This is a genomic window from Sphaerotilus sulfidivorans (genome assembly GCF_013426975.1).
Lineage (GTDB): Bacteria > Pseudomonadota > Gammaproteobacteria > Burkholderiales > Burkholderiaceae_C > Sphaerotilus > Sphaerotilus sulfidivorans.
Genome location: NZ_JACCPY010000008.1, coordinates 29,290 through 48,006, shown reverse-complemented (window position 1 = coordinate 48,006; position 18,717 = coordinate 29,290). Strand labels below are relative to the sequence as shown.

The 18,717-nt window shown below is 71.4% G+C and carries 15 protein-coding genes and 1 pseudogene; 5 read left to right on the top strand and 11 right to left on the bottom strand.

Annotated elements, in window-relative coordinates:
* Window positions 1-29 precede the first annotated feature (29 nt).
* Window positions 30-4,343, top strand: coding sequence for a DEAD/DEAH box helicase (locus HZU84_RS07350; RefSeq protein ID WP_149503201.1), 4,314 nt, complete (start codon window positions 30-32; stop codon window positions 4,341-4,343).
* A 122-nt stretch (window positions 4,344-4,465) separates the two neighbouring features.
* Here the strand turns inward: HZU84_RS07350 and HZU84_RS07345 are convergent, their stop codons facing one another.
* The 4 genes from HZU84_RS07345 to HZU84_RS07330 form a co-directional block, all read right to left on the bottom strand.
* Entirely contained in the window at window positions 4,466-5,872 is a 1,407-nt protein-coding gene (locus HZU84_RS07345) for a chemotaxis protein CheW (protein WP_149503200.1), read from the bottom strand.
* On the bottom strand, window positions 5,869-7,524 hold the full coding sequence (locus HZU84_RS07340) for a methyl-accepting chemotaxis protein (RefSeq protein WP_219340884.1): 1,656 nt from the start codon (window positions 7,522-7,524) through the stop codon (window positions 5,869-5,871). The genes HZU84_RS07345 and HZU84_RS07340 overlap by 4 nt, the downstream gene beginning before the upstream one ends.
* Window positions 7,525-7,526: 2 nt before the next feature.
* Window positions 7,527-8,285: a PAS domain-containing protein gene (locus HZU84_RS07335; protein ID WP_149503198.1), complete on the bottom strand. Its 759-nt coding sequence runs from the start codon at window positions 8,283-8,285 to the stop codon at window positions 7,527-7,529.
* 107 nt (window positions 8,286-8,392) lie between these two features.
* Window positions 8,393-9,712 (bottom strand): acetyl-CoA hydrolase/transferase family protein, encoded by a 1,320-nt coding sequence (locus tag HZU84_RS07330; RefSeq protein ID WP_149503197.1) that lies wholly within the window; start codon window positions 9,710-9,712, stop codon window positions 8,393-8,395.
* A gap of 140 nt (window positions 9,713-9,852) precedes the next feature.
* On the opposite strand from HZU84_RS07330, the gene HZU84_RS07325 reads away from it, so the two are divergent.
* Window positions 9,853-10,710, top strand: a complete 858-nt coding sequence (locus HZU84_RS07325; RefSeq protein WP_149503196.1) for a 23S rRNA (adenine(2030)-N(6))-methyltransferase RlmJ — start codon at window positions 9,853-9,855, stop codon at window positions 10,708-10,710.
* A gap of 36 nt (window positions 10,711-10,746) precedes the next feature.
* On the opposite strand, the gene HZU84_RS07320 is transcribed toward HZU84_RS07325, so the two are convergent.
* Complete coding sequence (locus HZU84_RS07320) at window positions 10,747-11,298, bottom strand: cytochrome b/b6 domain-containing protein (protein ID WP_244954453.1); 552 nt, start codon at window positions 11,296-11,298, stop codon at window positions 10,747-10,749.
* Between the two features lie 7 nt (window positions 11,299-11,305).
* On the bottom strand, window positions 11,306-11,575 hold the full coding sequence (locus HZU84_RS07315) for a PepSY domain-containing protein (protein WP_375139024.1): 270 nt from the start codon (window positions 11,573-11,575) through the stop codon (window positions 11,306-11,308).
* Between the two features lie 280 nt (window positions 11,576-11,855).
* Here HZU84_RS07315 and HZU84_RS07310 point away from each other — a divergent pair, with 280 nt between their 5' ends.
* On the top strand, window positions 11,856-12,155 hold the full coding sequence (locus tag HZU84_RS07310) for a hypothetical protein (protein ID WP_149503195.1): 300 nt from the start codon (window positions 11,856-11,858) through the stop codon (window positions 12,153-12,155).
* A 13-nt stretch (window positions 12,156-12,168) separates the two neighbouring features.
* On the opposite strand, the gene HZU84_RS07305 is transcribed toward HZU84_RS07310, so the two are convergent.
* The 4 genes from HZU84_RS07305 to HZU84_RS07290 form a co-directional block, all read right to left on the bottom strand.
* Window positions 12,169-13,125: a cation diffusion facilitator family transporter gene (locus HZU84_RS07305; RefSeq protein ID WP_149503194.1), complete on the bottom strand. Its 957-nt coding sequence runs from the start codon at window positions 13,123-13,125 to the stop codon at window positions 12,169-12,171.
* A gap of 117 nt (window positions 13,126-13,242) precedes the next feature.
* Window positions 13,243-13,866, bottom strand: coding sequence for a bifunctional 4-hydroxy-2-oxoglutarate aldolase/2-dehydro-3-deoxy-phosphogluconate aldolase (locus HZU84_RS07300; RefSeq protein WP_149503193.1), 624 nt, complete (start codon window positions 13,864-13,866; stop codon window positions 13,243-13,245).
* Between the two features lie 31 nt (window positions 13,867-13,897).
* Window positions 13,898-15,718 carry a phosphogluconate dehydratase gene (gene edd, locus HZU84_RS07295; RefSeq protein ID WP_149503192.1) on the bottom strand — a complete coding sequence of 607 codons (1,821 nt, stop codon included), beginning with the start codon at window positions 15,716-15,718 and terminating at the stop codon, window positions 13,898-13,900.
* A 185-nt stretch (window positions 15,719-15,903) separates the two neighbouring features.
* Window positions 15,904-16,434: an OmpA family protein gene (locus tag HZU84_RS07290; RefSeq protein ID WP_149503191.1), complete on the bottom strand. Its 531-nt coding sequence runs from the start codon at window positions 16,432-16,434 to the stop codon at window positions 15,904-15,906.
* 14 nt (window positions 16,435-16,448) lie between these two features.
* On the opposite strand from HZU84_RS07290, the pseudogene HZU84_RS07285 reads away from it, so the two are divergent.
* Window positions 16,449-17,054 (top strand): annotated as a pseudogene (locus HZU84_RS07285) (gamma-glutamylcyclotransferase); the annotation flags it as partial.
* A 39-nt stretch (window positions 17,055-17,093) separates the two neighbouring features.
* Here the strand turns inward: HZU84_RS07285 and HZU84_RS20260 are convergent.
* Window positions 17,094-17,756: a nucleotidyltransferase family protein gene (locus HZU84_RS20260; protein ID WP_149503189.1), complete on the bottom strand. Its 663-nt coding sequence runs from the start codon at window positions 17,754-17,756 to the stop codon at window positions 17,094-17,096.
* Window positions 17,757-17,917: 161 nt separating this feature from the next.
* Between HZU84_RS20260 and pdxH the strand changes: the two genes are divergently transcribed.
* A complete protein-coding gene (pdxH, locus tag HZU84_RS07280) occupies window positions 17,918-18,556 on the top strand; it encodes a pyridoxamine 5'-phosphate oxidase (RefSeq protein ID WP_149503188.1) in 639 nt (212 codons plus the stop codon).
* The last annotated feature ends 161 nt before the right edge of the window (window positions 18,557-18,717 follow it).

Below are 18,717 nucleotides of genomic sequence, written 5' to 3'. Positions count from 1 at the left end.
CGCCACCGCAGCGGCACAATCGGTCCCCGATGAATGCCGTGCACCCCACCCCCGTCGCGCTTCCCGAGGATCTGACGCCGCTGCAGCGTGATGTGCTGCAGGCGCTGGCCGTGCTGACCGGCCACCGGCAGCGCGCCGTCATCCACAAGTTCCTGCAGGCCGCCAGCTGGCTCACCGACAAGGGCCGGCCGCCCACCAGTGACGCGGTGCGCCGTGCGGTCGACGAGCTGGCCGAGCAGGGCCGGCTTGCGGGCCATCCGAGCCGCAGCGGCTACTGGGCGGTGCCGCCCGAGCTGCACACCGCCGCCTGGCTGGGCGTGCTGGCGCGCGACACGCCCGAGCGGCTGGCCCGGGCACTGGCCGAGGTCGACGGCCTCGGCGAGGTGCCCCTGCCCTTCGGTGGCCGGGTTCGCATCGTGCCCTTCGTCAACATGGATGCGGCCTGCGCCGCGGTGCGGCTGACGCTGTTCTGCGGTGCCCCGCCTGCGCAGCTCGAGCCGCTGAGGCTGCGCTGTGGCTGGGGGCTGGAATGGCAGGCCGTGCTCGAGCGTGCGCTGTTCGATCGCCTGGACACCACGCTGCTGATGCGGCTGCATCCGCTGATGCGCATGGAGGCGCTGCAGTCCTGCCTGGAGCTGCGCCTGCGCCGCTGGAGCTGCCCGGACGGGCTGCCGATGCGCGAGCTGGTCGACACGCTGCTGAGCGACGCCGGCCGCGATCCGGCCCTGATGGCGCTGCTGTCCGGCCACTCGCTGCCGATGGCCATCGAGGAGTGGCGGCTGCTGGCCGAGTTGCCCGATGACCCGCCGCTGCCCCTGGTCGAGCCGGTCGATCCGGCCACGGATCCGATGCCGGCCCTGCGCGAGGCCCATGCCGGCCTGCGGCGGATGGCGGCCGGCCGCTGGGCCGAGGCGACCGGGCACTACAGCAACGCGCTGGAGGCTCTGCGCCGCGTGACCGGTCAGCGCAAGGCGCTGCTGCCGGCGTGGATCGCGCTCGGCCATGTGCTGGCGCTGATGGCGCAGGGCACGCCGGCGGCGCTGGCGCAGGCGCAGAAGTTCTGCCTGACCGAGAGCGGTCGCCGCCAGGCCGGCACCGACAGCCTCTGGGGCCTGCTGGCGCTGGCGATCCGCATGCGCCAGGGCGAGGAGCGCCGCGATCCCCGCGCGCTGCCGATCCGCAGCCGGCCGCCGCACCTGCACACGGACGATCTGGCCAGCTGGATCGGCCGGGCCTGGCTGCATGACCCGGCCAGCGATCCCGCCCTTGCCCCGGCCGAGCGCACGATCGCGCTGGAAACGATCACCCGCCTGCACCAGTGCGGCCTGACGCTGCTGGCCGGGCTGATGGCCTCGGCGCTGGCGGTGCTGGAGGGCCGCACGCCGGAGCGGCCCTTCATCACCGGCGAGCGTCTGCACCAGCCCGCCTGGCAGCGCGCGCTCGACGAGCTGGCCCGTCTCGGTCAGGACAGCGCAGCCCGCCCCGAGGAGGCCGGGCCGGCCACCCGCCTGATGTGGATGCTGTCGGTCAACCCGCACGGCGCGCTGGAGGCCATCCAGCCGATGGAGCAGCGCCAGGGCCTGCGCGGCTGGGGCAAGCCGCGCGAGCTGCCGCTGTCCCGGCTGCTGCGCGACGACAGCCTGCCGCCGCAGGACCTGCGGCTGGTGCGCTGCATTCGCGCCAGCGTGCATGAGCGCGGCGGCCAGCGCCTCGATCTGGCCCAGGCCATCGTCGCGCTGGTCGGCCATCCGCTGATCGAGTTCGACGACGCGCCGGGCGTGAGCGTGAATCTGGTCGAGGCGCCGGCCGAGATCGACGTGACCGATCTGGGCGCGCGGCTGCGGGTCACGCTGCTGCCGCCGCCGCGCTGGTGCGACCCGCTGGCCGATCGCAGCGAGCCGCAGCTGCCGATCATCAACGCCGCCGACCAGCGCGAGGCCGACCAGCTGCTGCTGACCAGCGTGCTGCGCGACGGGCCCGACCAGGCCCGGGTGGTGCGCTTCAGCGCGGCGCAGAAACGCGCCGCGCAGCTGATCGGCACCGGCCTGGAGGTGCCGCACGAGGCGATGGCGCAGCTCGACCAGGTGCTGCGCGGCCTGGGCGCGCATTTCCGCATCCACAGCGACAGCGCAGGGGCCGGCGCGACCGGTCCGGACGGCACGTCGCCCGCGCAGGTGCAGGAAGTCGAGGCCGAGACGCGGCTGCGCGCCGAACTCACGCCCGAGGGCGACGGACTGGCGCTGCGGCTCGCGGTGGCCCCGCTGGGCGCCGAGGGGCCGCGGCTGGAGCCCGGCCAGGGCCGGGTGCGCTTGATCGCCGCCTCCAGCGGCGGCACGCCGCGCGCGACGCGGCGCGATCTGCCGCGCGAGCGCGATCACCTGGAACGGGTGCTGGAGGCCTGCCCGATGCTCGAGCCGCTGCCCGACGGGACGCCGGCGCGCTGGTCGGTGGCCGAGCCCGAGCTGGCGCTGGCGCTGCTCGAGCGGCTGCACACGCTGCAGGCGGTCGAGGCGCTGGACTGGCCGCGCGGCCGCCCGATCCAGGTCGACAGCGCCGGACTGCAGCAGCTCAAGGTGCGGGTGCGCAGCGGTCAGGACTGGCTGGCGCTCGACGGCGGCGTCGAGATCGACGAGCAGCTGGTCTTCAGCCTCGGGCGGCTGCTCGACTGGAGCCGCACGCGGCGCAGCCGCTTCGTGCCGATGGGCGACGGCCGCTATCTGGCGCTGACCGAGGAGCTGCGCGGCCGGCTCGAGGAGATGGCCGGGGTGGCCGAGATCCGCCAGGATGCCGCACGGCTGACGCCGCTGGCCGCGCCGTGGCTGGAACAGACGCTCGAGGGCAGCCGGCTCGAGACCGATGCGCGCTTTCGCGAGCGCGTCGAGCGGCTGGCGCGGCTCGAGCGCCAGGTGCCGCGCCTGCCCGGCACGCTGCAGGCCGAGCTGCGGCCCTATCAGCAGGAAGGCTTCGAGTGGGCGATGCGCCGCGCCGGCGCCGGTCTGGGCGCGATCCTGGCCGACGACATGGGCCTGGGCAAGACGCTGCAGGCGCTGGCGGTGCTGCTGGCGCGCGGGCGCGGCGGCGCGGCGCTGGTGGTGGCGCCGACCTCGCTGATCGGCAACTGGCTGGCCGAGGCGCACCGCTTCGCGCCGGCGCTGCGCCTGAGCGACTTCGGCGCAACGCCGCCGGCCGAGCGCGAGGCGCTGCGCGCGGCCGCCGGCCCGAACGAGGTGCTGCTGGTGTCGTACACGCTGCTGCAGCTCGACGCCGAGGGCTTCGCCGGCCGCGACTGGCACACGCTGGTGCTCGACGAGGCGCAGGCGGTCAAGAACGCCGCGGCACGGCGCAGCCAGGCGGTGCATGCGCTGCGCGCGGACTTCCGGCTGGCGCTGTCGGGCACGCCGATCGAGAACCGGCTGGCCGAGCTGTGGTCGATCATGCAGATCTGCAATCCCGGCCTGCTGGGCACGCAGGCGCAGTTCTCGGAGCGCTTCGCGGTGCCGATCGAGCGCGACCGCCACCGCGGCCGCCAGCGCACGCTGCGCCGGCTGGTCGGGCCCTTCATCCTGCGCCGCACCAAGTCGCAGGTGCTGGAAGACCTGCCGCCGCGCACCGAGCTGATCCTGCCGGTCGAGGCCGAGCCGGCCGAGCAGGCGCACTACGAGGCCCTGCGCCGCCAGGCGCTGAAGGAGGCCGAGGAGGCGCTGCAGGGCGACGCCGGCAGCGGCAGCGCCCAGCTCCACCTGCTGGCGCAGCTGACCCGGCTGCGCCGCGCCGCCTGCGATCCGCGCCTGGTCACGCCGGAGCTGTCGCTGGCCGGCGCCAAAGTGCGTGCCTTCGGCGAGCTGGCGCGCGAGCTGGCCGCCAACGGCCACCGCACGCTGGTCTTCAGCCAGTTCGTCGATTTCCTGCAGCTGCTGCGCGCCACGCTCGACGAAGCGGGTCTGGGCCATCAGTACCTGGATGGCGCGACACCCGCGGCCGAGCGCAGCCGCCGTGTCGCCGCCTTCCAGGACGGCGAAGGCGACTTCTTCCTGATCAGCCTGAAGGCCGGCGGCTTCGGCCTGAACCTGACCGCGGCCGACTATGTGGTGATCGCCGACCCGTGGTGGAACCCGGCCGCCGAGGACCAGGCCTCGGGCCGCGCGCACCGCATCGGCCAGCAGCGCCCGGTCACCGTCTACCGGCTGGTGCGCCAGGGCACGCTGGAGGAGCGCATCGTCGCGCTGCACCACGACAAGCGCGAGCTGGCCGCGCAGGTGCTCGACGGCGGCGACGGACCGGCCCAGACCCCGCTGGCGCCGCAGGAGCTGCTGGCGCTGATGCGCGGCGACGATCCGCAGTGAGGCGGTTCAGGCCACGCGCTGCTGCAGCGCCCGGGCAATGCGCTGCAGATCGACCACCTGCAGCATGCGGCGTGAATCGCCCTGCCCGACCTGCACCAGCTGGCGCGAGTGGATCGCCTGCGTCAGCGGGTCGCGGCTGTCGCCAGCGCCGGCAGCGCGGGCTCCCAGTCGGCGGGCTCGATGCTGCGCAGCATCGGCACCGCGAAGCCCAGCTGCTCGCCCGCATCGGCCTCGACCACCAGCACGCTGACCGCCGGACCGACCTCCGGCGGTGGCAGGCCATGCAGCCGGCTCAGGCACATCACCGGAATCGATCGGCCGCGGTGCGCGACCAGCCCGAGCATCGCGCCGCCCACCTCGAGCACCGCGATCTCGCAGCCGAAAGGCAGGATCTCGCAGATCTGGCCGATCGGGGTGGCCACCTCGCGGCCGAGCTGGTAGGTCACCATCGCGCGCTGGCCGGCGGCCTGCAGGGCGGCGGTGGCCGCGCCATCCATCGCCAGCGATGTATCGACCCCGCGCAGCGCCGCCACCGGCCGGCCGCTGGCGGCCAGCGCCTGCAGACCGGCATGGCCCTGCAGCCCCTGCGGGCTCAGCACCAGGAACTGCTGCACCGAAGATGGCAGCAGCGCGCGCACCTCGTCGGTCAGCGCCTGGATGGCCAGCCCCCCCTCGAACAGCTCGCGCCGCGGCAGTGCGAACGCCGGCACCGGCAGCACCGCATCGTCATCGACACGCACCACATCGAGCACCCGGTCGATCAGGAAAGCCACCAGCCCCGCCTCGAGCCGCATCAGGAAGGCCTGCTGCAGCGCACCTGCCGGGCGCTCCAGCCGGCCGAGCCCGCACAGCGCCGGCAGATCGACCACCGGCACCTCCTCGCCCGCATGCTCGAGCACGCCGACGCAGGCACCGGATCCGGCCAGCACCGAGGCACACACCTGCGGCGAGGGCAGCGTCGCATGCACCGCCATCGCCGGCAGCGCCAGCGGCACGCGGCCGCACAGCAGCAGCAGCATCGGCAGGCCGGAGGCCAGCGGCTCGTCGCCGATGCTGCCGTCATGCACCCGCTGGCGCTGCGGCTCCGGATCCTCGACGCGCGGCAGCCCCGGCAGCGCCAGCAGCGCCGCCGGCGACAGCACGCTGAGCAGGCTGCCGTCATCGGCGCGGCGCAGGCTGCCGGCCATCAGCCCGTCCTGCGCCGCACGGTTCAGGCGCTGGCCCTCGCTGCGGAACACGCCCGTCACGCCCTCGCACAGCAGGCCCAGGATCAGGCCGTCATGGATCACCAGCACGACGCAGGGCCAGTCGAGCGGATCGGCGGCCAGCCCGATCAGCGGCCGCAGATCCAGCACCGGCACCAGCACGCCACGCAGGTCGATCGCGCCGAGCAGCCCCTCGGCCCGTGCCGGCAGACGCTCGAGCCGGCCGCAGGGCACGACCTCGCGCAGCGCGCTCATCGGCAGCGCCAGCTGCAGCCCGCCGATCCGCAGGCCGCCGAAGTCGCCGGCCGGATCGATGCCGCTCACGACTTGACCGATCCGGTCAGCGAGACGATCAGCCCGGAGACCTCGCCGGCCAGACGCCGCTGGCCCTCGGTGGCCTGCGCGATCTCGGACACGCTGGTGCGGGTGCGCCCGACGCTGCTCATGATGCCCTCGAAGCTGCGTGCAGCCTCCTTGCTGACCTCCGCGCCCAGGCCGACCTGCATCACCGACTCCTCGATCAGCTTGGCGATCTCGCGCGCGGCCACCGAGCTGCGCTCGGCGAGCTTGCGCACCTCGCCGGCCACCACCGAGAAGCCCACGCCGTGCTGGCCGGCGCGCGCCGCCTCGATCGCGGCATTGAAGGCCAGCAGATTGGTCTGGCTGGCGATCTCGCCGATGACACGCACGATCTCGGAGACCCGTACCGAGCTGGCCTGGATGCTGCCGATGGTCTCGATCGACTTCTGCAGCGCCGTGAAGCCGCCCTGGGCGGCACAGGCGGCATCGCCGGCCATCTCGGCGGCAACGCCGGAGTTGCGCGCGATCTCGGTGATGCTGGCGGCCAGGCTGGCCACGCTCTCGCTCATCTCGGCCGACTTGGCGGCGATGCGCTTTTCCAGCTGCACCTCCTTGGTCACGTCGAAGGCGTACTTGACGATCTTCACCACCCGGCCGTTGAGGTCGAGAATCGGGTTGTAGGTCGCCTGGATCCAGACATCGCGGTTGTACTTGCCCACCCGGTGGAAACGGCCGCTGAGGAACTGGCCCTCGCCCAGTCTCAGCCAGAAGTCGCGGTATTCCTCGCCCTGGGTGTATTCCGGCGTGCAGAACATGCTGTGGTGCATGCCCTGGATCTCGCGCAGCGTGTAGCCCATCGCGGCGAGAAAGTTGCGGTTGGCGCCCAGCACCCGGCCGTCGAGATCGAACTCGATCACCGCCTGGCCCAGGTCGATGGCCTGGACCTTGGCGACGAACTCGGCATTGCGCAGCTTGGCCTCGGTCACGTCGCTGGCGAACTTGACCACCTTCACCGGATGGCCGCGCCGGTCGAGGATCGGGTTGTAGGTGGCCTGGATCCAGATCTCGCGCCCGTCCCGGCCGATGCGCTTGTACTCGTCGGCGAAATACTCGCCGCGCGACAGCCGCTCCCAGAAGATCTGGTACTCGCTCGAGCTGACCTCGGCCGGGGCCACGAACATGCGGTGATGGCGCCCGATGATGTCCTCGGCCTTGTAGCCGAACAGGCGCAGGAAGTTGTCGTTGGCCTGCAGCACATGGCCCTGCAGGTCGAACTCGATCACCGCCTGGGCACGATCGATCGCGCCGATCTTGCCCGTGGCATCGAGCCGCGAGAGCTGCTCCTGGGTGATGTCCTGGGCCACGACCAGCACTTTCTGCAAGGTGCCGTCGATGCCGGTGACCGGGCTGCGCGTCGAGGAAAACCAGACCTCGCGCCCACCCGCCGCGCGCCGGCGGAATGCGCCCTGCGCCATGCGTCCGGCCCGCAGGCCCTGCCACATCGCCTCGTAGTCGGCACTGCGGAAGTCCTCCTCGAACAGGATGCAGCTTTCATGTCGTCCGACCAGATCCTCTGACGGGGTGGACAGGGCCCGGCTCATGCCCTCGTTGACCGACAGGATGATGCCCTCCCGGTCCAGCACCAGCACGCAGCTGGTGGCGGAAACCGCCGACATCATCACCTGGGTCTCGACCCCTTGAGCTTGCTCTCGGTGATGTCGCTGCAGTACTTGATGACCTTGGCCGGCTGACCGTCCGGCGAGAGGATCGGGTTGTAGCTGGCCTGGATCCAGAGGCGACGGCCATTGCGCCCAAACCTCAGGTACTCGCCCGAAGCGGTCTCGCCCCGCCCCAGCCGCTGCCAGAACTGCCGGTACTCGGGCGAGCGCTGCTCCTCGCTGTCGACGAAGAGCCGGTGGTGCTGGCCCCGGATCTCGTCGAGCCGGTAGCCGGTCAGCTTCAGGAAGGTCTCGTTGGCATCCAGGATGTTGCCCGACAGATCGAACTCGATGATGCCGTGGGAGCGCGAGATCGCATCGAGCTTGCACTGGTTCTCGACCGACTGGGTCTTGGCCTCGGTCACGTCGCGCGCCAGGATCAGCACGTGGCTGGCGTGGCCGAGCGCGTCCTTCACCGGCAGCATCGACAGCGCCATCCAGGTGGTGCGGGCCTGTGGTCCGACATGCTCGAAGGTGCGCATCACCGGCTCGCCGGCGGCCAGCCGGGCCAGCACACCGTCCACCCCGACCTCGTCGGCCCGGATGCTCGAGCAGAAATGCCGATAGGGCTGGCCCAGCACCTCCTCGCGGCGGCTCTCGAAATGCGCGAGAAAGCAGTCGTTGACGCTGCGGATCGTGCCGTCGAAGTCGATCTCGACCAGCATCAGGCTGGCATCGATCGCGGCAAAGCTGGCTGCGGTGAGGTGGGGGGTGTTCATCGGCGGGGCGGACGGAGTCGTTCGAGGGCTCGAGGATTCTTCGCAGCCCTCGACACCCTCAATCGGTGGATCAGCCCCCGGTTTTTGCCGCTGTCAGGTCAGGGATGTCAAAACAGCGCCATGCGCCGCGCCGCCTCGCGCAGTTCGCTGCGGAAGTCCGGATGCGCGATGGCGATCAGCGCGGCGGCACGCTCGCGCAGCGAGCGCCCGCGCAGCTGCGCCACCCCATGCTCGGTGACGACATGGTTCACATCGTTCTTGCCGGTGGAGACGAAGCTGCCCGGCGAGAGCACCGGCACGATGCGCGAGACGGTGCCCGAGCGGGCGGTCGACGGCAGCACGATGATGCCGCGCCCGCCCTCCGAGCGATTGGCCGCGCGCATGAAGTCGCCCTGCCCGCCGGTGCCGGAAAACGGCGTCGGCCCGAAGCTCTCCGAGCAGCACTGCCCGGCCAGATCGATCTGCAGCGAAGCGTTGATCGCGACCAGGTTGTCGTTGCGCCCGGCGATCGCCGGATCGTTGGTGAAGTCGACCGGGTGCATTTCCAGCATCGGATTGCGGTGCATCGCGCGGTAGAGCCGCGCGGTGCCCATGCCGAAGGTGGCGACGATGCGCCCGGGCATGAAGTTCTTGCGCCGGCAGGTGACCGCACCGCTCTCGACCAGCGACCACAGGCCGTCGCCCATCATCTCGGTGTGGATGCCCAGGTCGCGCTTGTCGTGCAGCTGGGTCACCACCGCGTCCGGGATGCTGCCGTAGCCCAGCTGCAGCGTGTCGCCGTCGCGCACCAGGCCGGCCACATGCGCGCCGATGGTGCGCTGCACCTCGTCGATCTGCGGCAGGCCGACCTCGCGCAGCGGTGCGCTGCTCTCGACGAGCGCGCTCACCTGCGAGATGTGCACATGGCAGGCCCCGAAGGCGAAGGGCACGTTCGGGTTGACCTCCAGAACCACCTCGCGGGCACGCTCGATCGCCGCCATCGTGAAGTCCGGGCTCAGGCTGATCGAGAAGAAGCCGTGCTCGTCCATCGGCGAGGCCAGCGTCATCACCACATCGCAGCGCTGCTCGCCACGGCGGATCAGTCGCGGGATCTCCGAGAAATGGCAGGGCACCTGATCGACCCAGCCGGCGGGAAAGCCGGCGCGGATCGCCGCGCTCAGGAACAGCGAGCGCGCCCGCAGCCGCGACGGATCGGGCTCCTGCATGTAGCCCTGCGGCGCCAGCGGCAGCAGCTGGCTGATCGTCACGTCGGAGAGCCGGTCACGCCGCGCCGACAGCGCGCGCAGCAGCTCGGGCGGCTCGCCGACGGCGGACGCCGCCAGCACGGTGTCGCCATCGCGCACCCGCGCGGCGATCACCTCGTCGGCCCGGCCCAGCCGGTCCCGGTAGAGCGACTGGGGCGATGCAGGGGTGGGGACTCGGTTCATTCGCTGTTTCTCCTGGCTCCGAGGCTGGGCCGTCCGGCCCATTCTAGGAAGCACCTGCCTGCAGCAGGGGGCCGGACAGTCACCCTTGCGTCACCGGTTACATCGGTGTTTCATGCGGCGATCCCGGCGACAATCGCACCATGCTCGCCTATCGCCACGCCTTTCATGCCGGCAACCATGCCGACGTCCTCAAGCACCTCGTCCTGACCCAGGTGCTGCGCTACATGACGCAGAAGGACAAGCCCCTGACCCTGATCGACACCCACGCCGGCGCCGGCGGCTACGGCCTCGACAGCAACCATGCCCGCAAGCATGCCGAATACGACGACGGCATCGGCCGCCTCTGGGGCTGCAACGACCTGCCTGCCGGCCTGGCCGACTATGTGAGCCTGGTGAAGTCCTTCAACCCGGACCCGGCCCGGCTGATGCGCTATCCCGGCTCGCCGACGCTGGCGAAGATGCTGCTGCGCGCCGATGACCGCATGCGCCTGTACGAGCTGCACTCGACCGACTTCCCGCTGCTGCAGGAGACGATGGCCGAGCGGCGCGAGACCGCGGTGATGAACCGCGACGGCTTCGGCGCGCTCAAGGCCGACCTGCCGCCGCCCTCGCGCCGCGCGGTGGTGCTGATCGACCCGTCCTACGAGATCAAGACCGACTACGCCAAGGTGGTCACCGCGGTGCGCGAGGGCCTGGAGCGCTTCGCGGATGCGGTGATCCTGGTCTGGTACCCGCAGCTGCAGCGCCTGGAGCCCCGGGAAATGGTCAGCCGGCTCAAGGCCGCGGCCAACCAGGGCGCTCGCCGCGGCTGGCTGCATGCCAGCCTGACGGTGGCCGCGCCGACCAGCGACGGCTTCGGCATGCTGGGCTCGGGCATGTTCGTGATCAACCCGCCCTTCGTGCTGCAGCAGACGCTGGCCGAGTCGCTGCCGCTGCTCAAGCGCGAGCTGGCCCAGCATGACGGCGCGAGCTTCGCGCTGGAGCACGGCGCGCGCTGAACGCGGCGCGGCACAGGCCGCCCGGGGGGCGGCCGCTCAGTGCGGTCGGCGCCGCTTGATGCCGCTGACCATCGCGGCGACCAGGTTGGTGCGCTCGACCACGCTCATCAGCAGCGCCGCGGCCACATGCACGCCGGCCAGGCCCAGCAGGGCCTCGGCCAGCTCCTCATGCAGCTCCTGCAGCCACTCCTCGCCCCAGAAGGCATCGGTGGTCTGCAGCCAGCCGCTGGCGCCCAGCGCCAGCACCACCGCCAACAGCGCCAGCATCATCAGCGCGCCCAGCGGGTTGTGCCCGGCCTGCGCGCCGTGGCGGCCGGCCAGCAGATCGGCCAGATGGGCGCGCAGCCGCGCCGGCGTCGGCCAGAAGTCGGCGAAGCGCGCATGCCGCGTGCCGACGAAGCCCCAGACGATGCGCGCCAGCACCAGCGCGCTGGCCGCGTAGCCGATCCACTGATGGACCTGCTCGCCATCGTCGATGACGAACTCGTTGAGCGCGATGCAGGCCACCAGGCCCCAGTGGAAGATCCGCACGAACGGATCCCACACCCGGACCTCGCCGGGCTCCAGCTCGGACGGCAGCGTGCTCACCTTGACCTCACTTGGACTCGAGCACCGCGGCCGTGGCCGGGTCGAAGTAGATCTCGACCTTCTTGCCGGCCTTGTCGAAGCCGTAGATCTCGTAGCACTCGCCCTTGGTGACCTTGAAGTTCTTGATCTTGTAGCCCTCGGCCTCGAGCTTGGCGCGGAAGTCGGCCTCCTTCATCCAGGTCTCCTTGGGCACCTTGCAGGTCGGGCCGGCCACGGCAGCGGTGGAGGCAAAGGCGGCCAGCACGGCCAGCAGGGACAGGGAACGCAGCATCGTCATGGAATCGTCCTCGGAAGGAATGAGAGGGTTTCTGGAGCCCTCATTGCATTCGCCCGGGGTGAAGCGGAACTGAAGCTGTCGGAAGAAATGCGAAGCCCTGCCGACACCCCCACACAAGCACGCCGACGGCGCGACGACCCCCATGAACAGAGGGGCTCCCTTTGCTCTTTTTGACAGCCCTGACGCTGGATTCGGCAAATTTACACATTTATCATCAAAGCAACCATGAAATGCGGTTCGGTACCTTACCCGTCCGATCCACACCCCAGAGGAGCCTGTGATGAACCTCGTGCTTGGACCGATCGCCCTGCCCGCCGTGCGCCAGGCCATCTGGCTGCTCGTGCTGCTGCAGGGGGTGGCGATGATGCTGCTGACGCTGCTGATGATCCATCTGCCCGGCCTGAGCCCGGGCGTCGAGAAGTCGCTGTTCGGCGCGTGGGTGATGCTGGTGGGCGTGCCGATCGCCTTCACCCCGCTGCTGCACCCGCATCGGCAGGCCTCTCACCTGCTCGCCTTCGGCCTGGGGCTGCCGCTGCTGCAGGTGCTGGCCTCCTGGCTGGCGCAGATGCTGCTGATCTGAGCCGCCGCGGACCTCAACGCCCGGACAGGGGGCCGGTGTCGTGATCGCGGTCGGGGCGCCGCCACGGATCGACATGGATCATCAGGCTCAGCACCGGATGGGCCTGCATGACACGGCGGCGCGCCTCGACGGCGATGTCGTGGCCCGCCTCGACGCTGAGGGTGGCCTCGACCTCCAGATGCACATCGGCCGCGATCAGGTCGCCCATGCGGCGGGTGCGCAGCTCATGCACCCCGATGACGCCGGGCGTGGCGGCCAGCGTGGCGTGAATGGCCTCGATCTGGTCGGCCTCGACCGCGCGGTCCATCAGATCGTTGATCGCATTCCAGCCGAAGGTCCAGCCCATGCGGGCCACCAGGAAGCCGACGATCAGCGCCGCGACCGGATCGAGCAGGGGATAGCCGGCCAGGTTGCCCGCGATGCCCAGTCCCACGACCAGCGAGGACGCCGCATCCGAGCGCGAATGCCAGGCATTGGCCGCCAGCATGCTCGAGCGCACCCGGCGCGCCACCGCCATCAGGTAGCGGAACAGCGCCTCCTTGGCCACCAGCGTGGCCACCGCGATCCACAGCGCCAGCGGCGCCACCGGCTCGATCGCGGCGGGCTGCTGCAGCCTGGCCGCCGCCGAGCCGACCATGCCGAGTCCGACGCCCAGCAGCAGCAGACCCAGCGCCAGAGAGGCAGCGGTCTCGAAGCGCTGGTGGCCGTAGGGATGGTCGGCGTCGGCGGCCTTGCTGCTCTGCCGTCCGGCCAGCAGCACGATGAAGTCCGACAGCAGGTCCGACAGCGAGTGGATCGCGTCGGCCACCAGCGCCTGGGACTTGGCCTGCACACCGACCACCAGCTGCAGCACCGTCAGCGCCAGGTTGACCGCGACGCTGATCCAGGTGCTGCGCGAGGCCGCCAGGGCACGGGCCTCGCGCAGCGTGGCCTCGTCTTCATGATCGTCGGGCGGGGGAGAGATGAGCATCAGGCGCCTGACCGGGAGGGCCCCGGCCTTGAAAACAGGAAGGCCCTGATTCTCGCGCCCGCACTGAAGCGCGGGTGAAGAAGCGCTGCGGATCCGGTGTCCACAGCGCGCGACGGATCAGCCGCGCAGCGCCTGGGCCTCGGCCGCCAGCCGGGTGATGCGCGCCCAGTCGCCGGTCTTGACCGCGTCGGCCGGCGTCAGCCACGAGCCGCCACAGACCTTCACGTTGGGCAGCGACAGGAACTGCGGCGCGGTCTCCAGCGTGATGCCGCCGGTCGGGCAGAACACCACATCGTGGAAGGGGCTGGCGAAGGCCTTGAGCAGGTTCACGCCGCCGACCGCGGTGGCCGGGAACAGCTTCAGGAAGCGGTAGCCGTCGGCATTGGCCATCATGACCTCGCTGGCGGTGGACACACCCGGCAGCAGCGGCAGGCCGATGTCCAGGCAGGCGCGGCCGATCTCGGGGGTGTAACCGGGGCTGACCGCGAACTGGCAGCCGGCGTCCTTGGCCGCCTGCGCGTCGGGGATCGAGCGCACCGTGCCGGCGCCGACGATGGCCTCGGGCACCTCGGCGATCATCGCCTTGATGCAGTCCAGGGCGGCGGGCGTGCGCAGCGTCACCTCCAGCACCTTGACACCGCCGGCGACCAGCGCGCGGGCCAGCGGCACCGCGTCCTCGACGCGGTCGATGACGATGACGGGAATGACGGGGCCGTGGCCGGCCAGATCGAGGGTGTTCATGGGCAGGACGCGCAATGCGTGTTCGTGGGAATCAAAGCCAGGTGACGGCGCCTTCCTCGGCGCTCAGCACGTTGCGGCGCATGCCGCCGAAGAGTTCACGGCCCAGGCCGTGCGCGGCGTCGTCGGCCAGGTCGGCCGGGCGATCCTCGATGGCGCGCGCAGCCCATTCGTCGGCGCCCACCAGCGCGTCGAGCGTGCCGGCCACCGCGTCGACGCGCACGATGTCGCCGCTGCGCACCTTGCCCAGCGGACCGCCGCCCAGCACCTCGGGGCTGACATGGATCGCCGCCGGCACTTTGCCGGAGGCGCCGCTCATGCGCCCGTCGGTCACCAGCGCGACGCGGAAGCCCTTGTCCTGCAGCACCGCCAGCGGCGGCGTGAGCTTGTGCAGCTCCGGCATGCCGTTGGCGCGCGGGCCCTGGAATCGCACGACCGCGACGAAGTCGCGCTCGAGCTCGCCGCGCTTGAAGGCCTGCTGCAGCGCCTCCTGGCTGTCGAAGACGATGGCCGGCGCCTCGACCACATGGCGGTCCTCGGGCACGGCGCTGACCTTCATGACGCCGCGGCCGAGGTTGCCGGCCAGCAGCTTCAGGCCGCCGCTCTCGCTGAAAGGCGCGTCGGCGGTGCGCACGATCTGGTCGTCGATCGGGGTGGCCGGCAGGTCGCGCCAGGCCAGCCTGCCGTCGGCCTGCGACTGCGGTACGCGGCCGTAGGCGGCCATGCCGCCCTCGGCCACCGTCATCACGTCGCCGTGCAGGCAGCCCGAATCGAGCAGCTCGCGCAGCACGAAGCCGGGGCCGCCCGCGGCCTGGAACTGGTTCACGTCGGCCTTGCCGTTCGGATAGACCCGCGCCAGCAGCGGCGTGGCGGCCGACAGCTCGGAGAAGTCGGTCCAGTCGATGACGATGCCGGCCGAGCGCGCCACCGCCACCCAGTGGATCAGGTGGTTGGTCGAGCCGCCGGTGGCCAGGAGCGCCACCATCGCGTTGACGATGCAGCGCTCGTCGACCAGCTCGCCGATCGGGGTGTAGCGGGCACCGCCCTGGCGGATGGCCAGCACGCTGCGCACCGCCTCGCGGGTGAGCTGCTCGCGCAGGCCCTCGTGCGGATGGATGAAGGCAGCGCCCGGCACATGCAGGCCCATCGCCTCCAGCAGCATCTGGTTGGAGTTGGCGGTGCCGTAGAAGGTGCAGGTGCCGGCGCCGTGGTAGGCGGCGGATTCGGCCTCGAGCAGCTTGTCGCGCCCGACCAGGCCTTGCGCGAACTGCTCGCGCACCTTGGACTTCTCGCTGTTGGACAGGCCGGTCGACATCGGCCCGGCCGGCACGAACACGCAGGGCAGATGGCCGAAGTGCAGCGCACCGATCAAGAGGCCCGGCACGATCTTGTCGCACACGCCCAGCAGCAGCGCCGCGTCGAACACATCGTGCGTCAGGCCCACCGCGGTGGCCATCGCGATGTTGTCGCGCGAGAACAGGCTCAGCTCCATGCCCGGCAGGCCCTGGGTGACGCCGTCGCACATCGCAGGCACGCCGCCGGCGACCTGCACCGTGGCGCCGAGGCGGCGCGCCTCGTCGCGGATCACCGCCGGGAAGCCCTCGTAGGGCTGGTGCGCCGACAGCATGTCGTTGTAGGCGGTGATGACGCCGATGTTGGGTGCCTTCTCGGCCACGACGCGGAACTTGTCCGATCCGGGCAGCGCCGCGAAGGCGTGGGCCACGTTGGCGCAGCCCATCCGGTCGGCTCCGCGCGGGCGCGCCGCCAGTGCCCGGGTGCGCTGCAGATAGGCCTGGCGCAGCGGCTGGCTGCGTTCGCGGATGCGGGCGGTGATGTCGGCGATCTGGGATTTCATGGCGTTGGGCTGGCCTGGAACGGCCGTGAAACTTTCGGACGATTACATCGTAACCGGGTTACATCGTCAAATCATTCGCCACCCGACCACGCAAGAAAAAGGCCCGGTGCCGCATGCATTTGCGGCACCGGGCCTGTGCAGGCCGTCAGCGCATCAGGTTCGGCGCGGCGGACCCGCGCGCCGACTCAGGGCGCATCGACGATGCGGATCTCCACCCGACGGGCCTCGCGGTCGGTGCCGCTGCCGGTGGTGCTCTCGGGCTTGCGCATCAGCACCTGCTGCAGCGGCACGCCCGCGACCACCAGCGCGGCGCGCACGGCCTTGGCGCGCTGCTTGGCCAGTTCGGCGTTCATCGCCGGATCGCCGGTCGAGTCGTGATAGCCCGACAGCAGCACCCGGCGGGCGCCATCACCGGCCAGGGCCTTGACGACTTCGGCCAGCGCGGCCGCGTCCTCGGCGCCCACCGAAGCGGAGCCGGTCTCGAAATACAGCACCGCCAGCGCCGGGCCGGTCGGGGTCAGGTCGACCAGCACATCGGCGGCCTCGGCGCTCGCGCCGGAAGCCGCGGCCACGGCCGTCGGAGCGGCCGGCGCCGACGGGCTCTTCAGGCTGCGGGTCACCGCGAAGCCCAGCACGCCCAGCAGCAGCACCGCCACGCTGGTGAACACCACCCACAGACCGACCTTGCGGCTGTCGTCACGATCGTCGTCACTCATTCGGAATCTCCTCGATGTTGATGGACGAGGCAGTTTACGGTGACAAACATCACGCTTTCTTGACTTTGGGAGGGGTCGTCTCGGCCTTGTGGCAACAGCACCACTGCCCCGACACTGTCCGCATGGACCTCGCTCGCCTTCACGACGATCTGGATGATCTGCTGACCCGCGGCCTCGGTTTCCGGGTCTTCGCCTATGGCTCGCTGCTGTGGCGGCCCGCCTTCGCGCCGGTCGAATGCCTGACGGCCCGGGTGCAGGGCTGGCACCGGGCGCTGCGGATGCGCTCGCGGGTCAACCGCGGCACGCCGGGCTGCCCCGGCCTGGTCTTCGCGCTGCTGCCTGGGGGTTCCTGCCGGGGCGAGCTGCACCGGGAAGAGGCCGGGCGCGCCCATGCAACGCTCGATGCGCTGTGGGAGCGCGAGATGCCCGGCGGCGGCGTCTACCAGCCGCGCTGGCTGCAGGCCCTGACCCCGCAGGGCCGGCTGCCGGCGCTGGCCTTCACGCTGCCCCCGCGCCATCCCAGCCATGTCGGCCGGCTCGACGACGCCGCGCTGCTGCGCATCCTGGCGCAGGCGCGCGGCCGCTACGGCAGCACGCTCGACTATCTGCTGCGCACCGCCGAGCGGCTCGACCAGCTCGGCATTCGCGATGCCGAGGTCTCACGCCTGGTCGACCTGGCCGAGCGGCACGGGCTGACGGACCGAGAACGCCGGCTCGGCCGCGATCAGCCGCTCGAGATCCTCGCGGGTGTCGATGTCGATCAGCACGCCGGGGTCGCCCGTCTCGACCGGGAATGAGGGATAGCGGGCCAGCAGCCGGCGCAGCCCCTGGTCGCCGCTCAGGCGCGACAGCTCGTTGTACATCTCGGCGGCCAGACCGATGGGATGACCGGCACGGCCCAGGTGCTGCGCGCAGGCGATCGGCGCCGCGCCCTGCCCGACCGCACGGGCCATCAGCTGCAGCGTCTGGGGGCGCACGCGCGGCATGTCGCCGGGCAGCACCAGCCAGCCGCAGGCCTGGGCCCGGGCGGTCACGCCGGCGGCGATCGAGTAGCCCGCGCCCAGCGGCTCGCGGCTGGCCGAGCCGACCGGCGGCAGCAGCACGATGTCGCGCGAGGCCACCACCTCGCGCACCAGCCCGACCAGCGGCGCCACCGTCACCACCACCAGTGGCAGCCCCGAGCCCAGCACCGCTTCCAGCGTGTGCGCCAGCACGCTGGCCCGGCCCAGCGGACTGGCCAGCTTCGGCGTCGTGCCGGCAAAGCGCCGGCCGGCCCCGGCCGCCAGCACCACCACCGTGGGCAGCGTGCGTGCCGGACTCATGGCCGGCCCCCACGGCCGCGTCGAAAATGCTGCACTGCGATCATGACCGCTATCGGACCCGACAAGCGCCGCCACAGGAAGTGGTGCCTTCACTTAAGGAGGATCACTAGCCGCTCGGGCCGCGACCGCGGCGGCGCTCCAGGTTGGCGCATACTGGCGCCATGAAGGACATCGCCCATCTGCGCAAGAGTTACGAAAGCGGCGAACTCGACGAGGCCCAGGCCGGATCGGAGCCGCTGCAGCAGTTCGAACAGTGGTTTCAGGCGGCGCTCGACGCCGGCGTGCCCGAACCCAACGCGATGACGCTGGCCACCGTCGGACCGGAGGGACGGCCGTCGACCCGCATCGTGCTGATCAAGGACTACGACGCCCGCGGTCTGGTCTGGTACACCAACTACGACAGCCGCAAGGGCCGCGAACTCGCCGCCCACCCCTGGGCGGCGCTGCAGTTCCACTGGGTCGAGATGGAGCGGGTGGTGCGCATCGAGGGCCGGGTCGAGCGGGTCGCCGAGGCCGAGTCGGACGCCTACTACGCCTCGCGGCCGCTCGATTCGCGCCTGGGCGCCTGGGCCTCGCCGCAGAGTCAGCCGATCACCTCGCGCGCGGTGCTGGTGAGCAACGCGGCCAAGGCGGCGGCGCAGCATGGCCTGAACCCGCCGCGGCCGCCTCACTGGGGCGGCTTCCGGCTGGATCCCGACCGCTGGGAGTTCTGGCAGGGCCGCAAGTCGCGCCTGCACGACCGGCTGGTCTACCAGCGCGAGCCCGACGGCCGCTGGCAGCGCCAGCGTCTGGCGCCCTGAAACCACCTGGTCCGCGGTGCGCCTTGCCACCGACAGCGCAGCGGATCGCAGTGAATAGTTGGCGTCGAGCTTGTTGTGAATTGTTGATTGCCGGATCCTGAAGCGGGGCTGAGCTTGGAGAATCGCAGCGTTACCAGACCTGCATCACTCCCACGTCACCT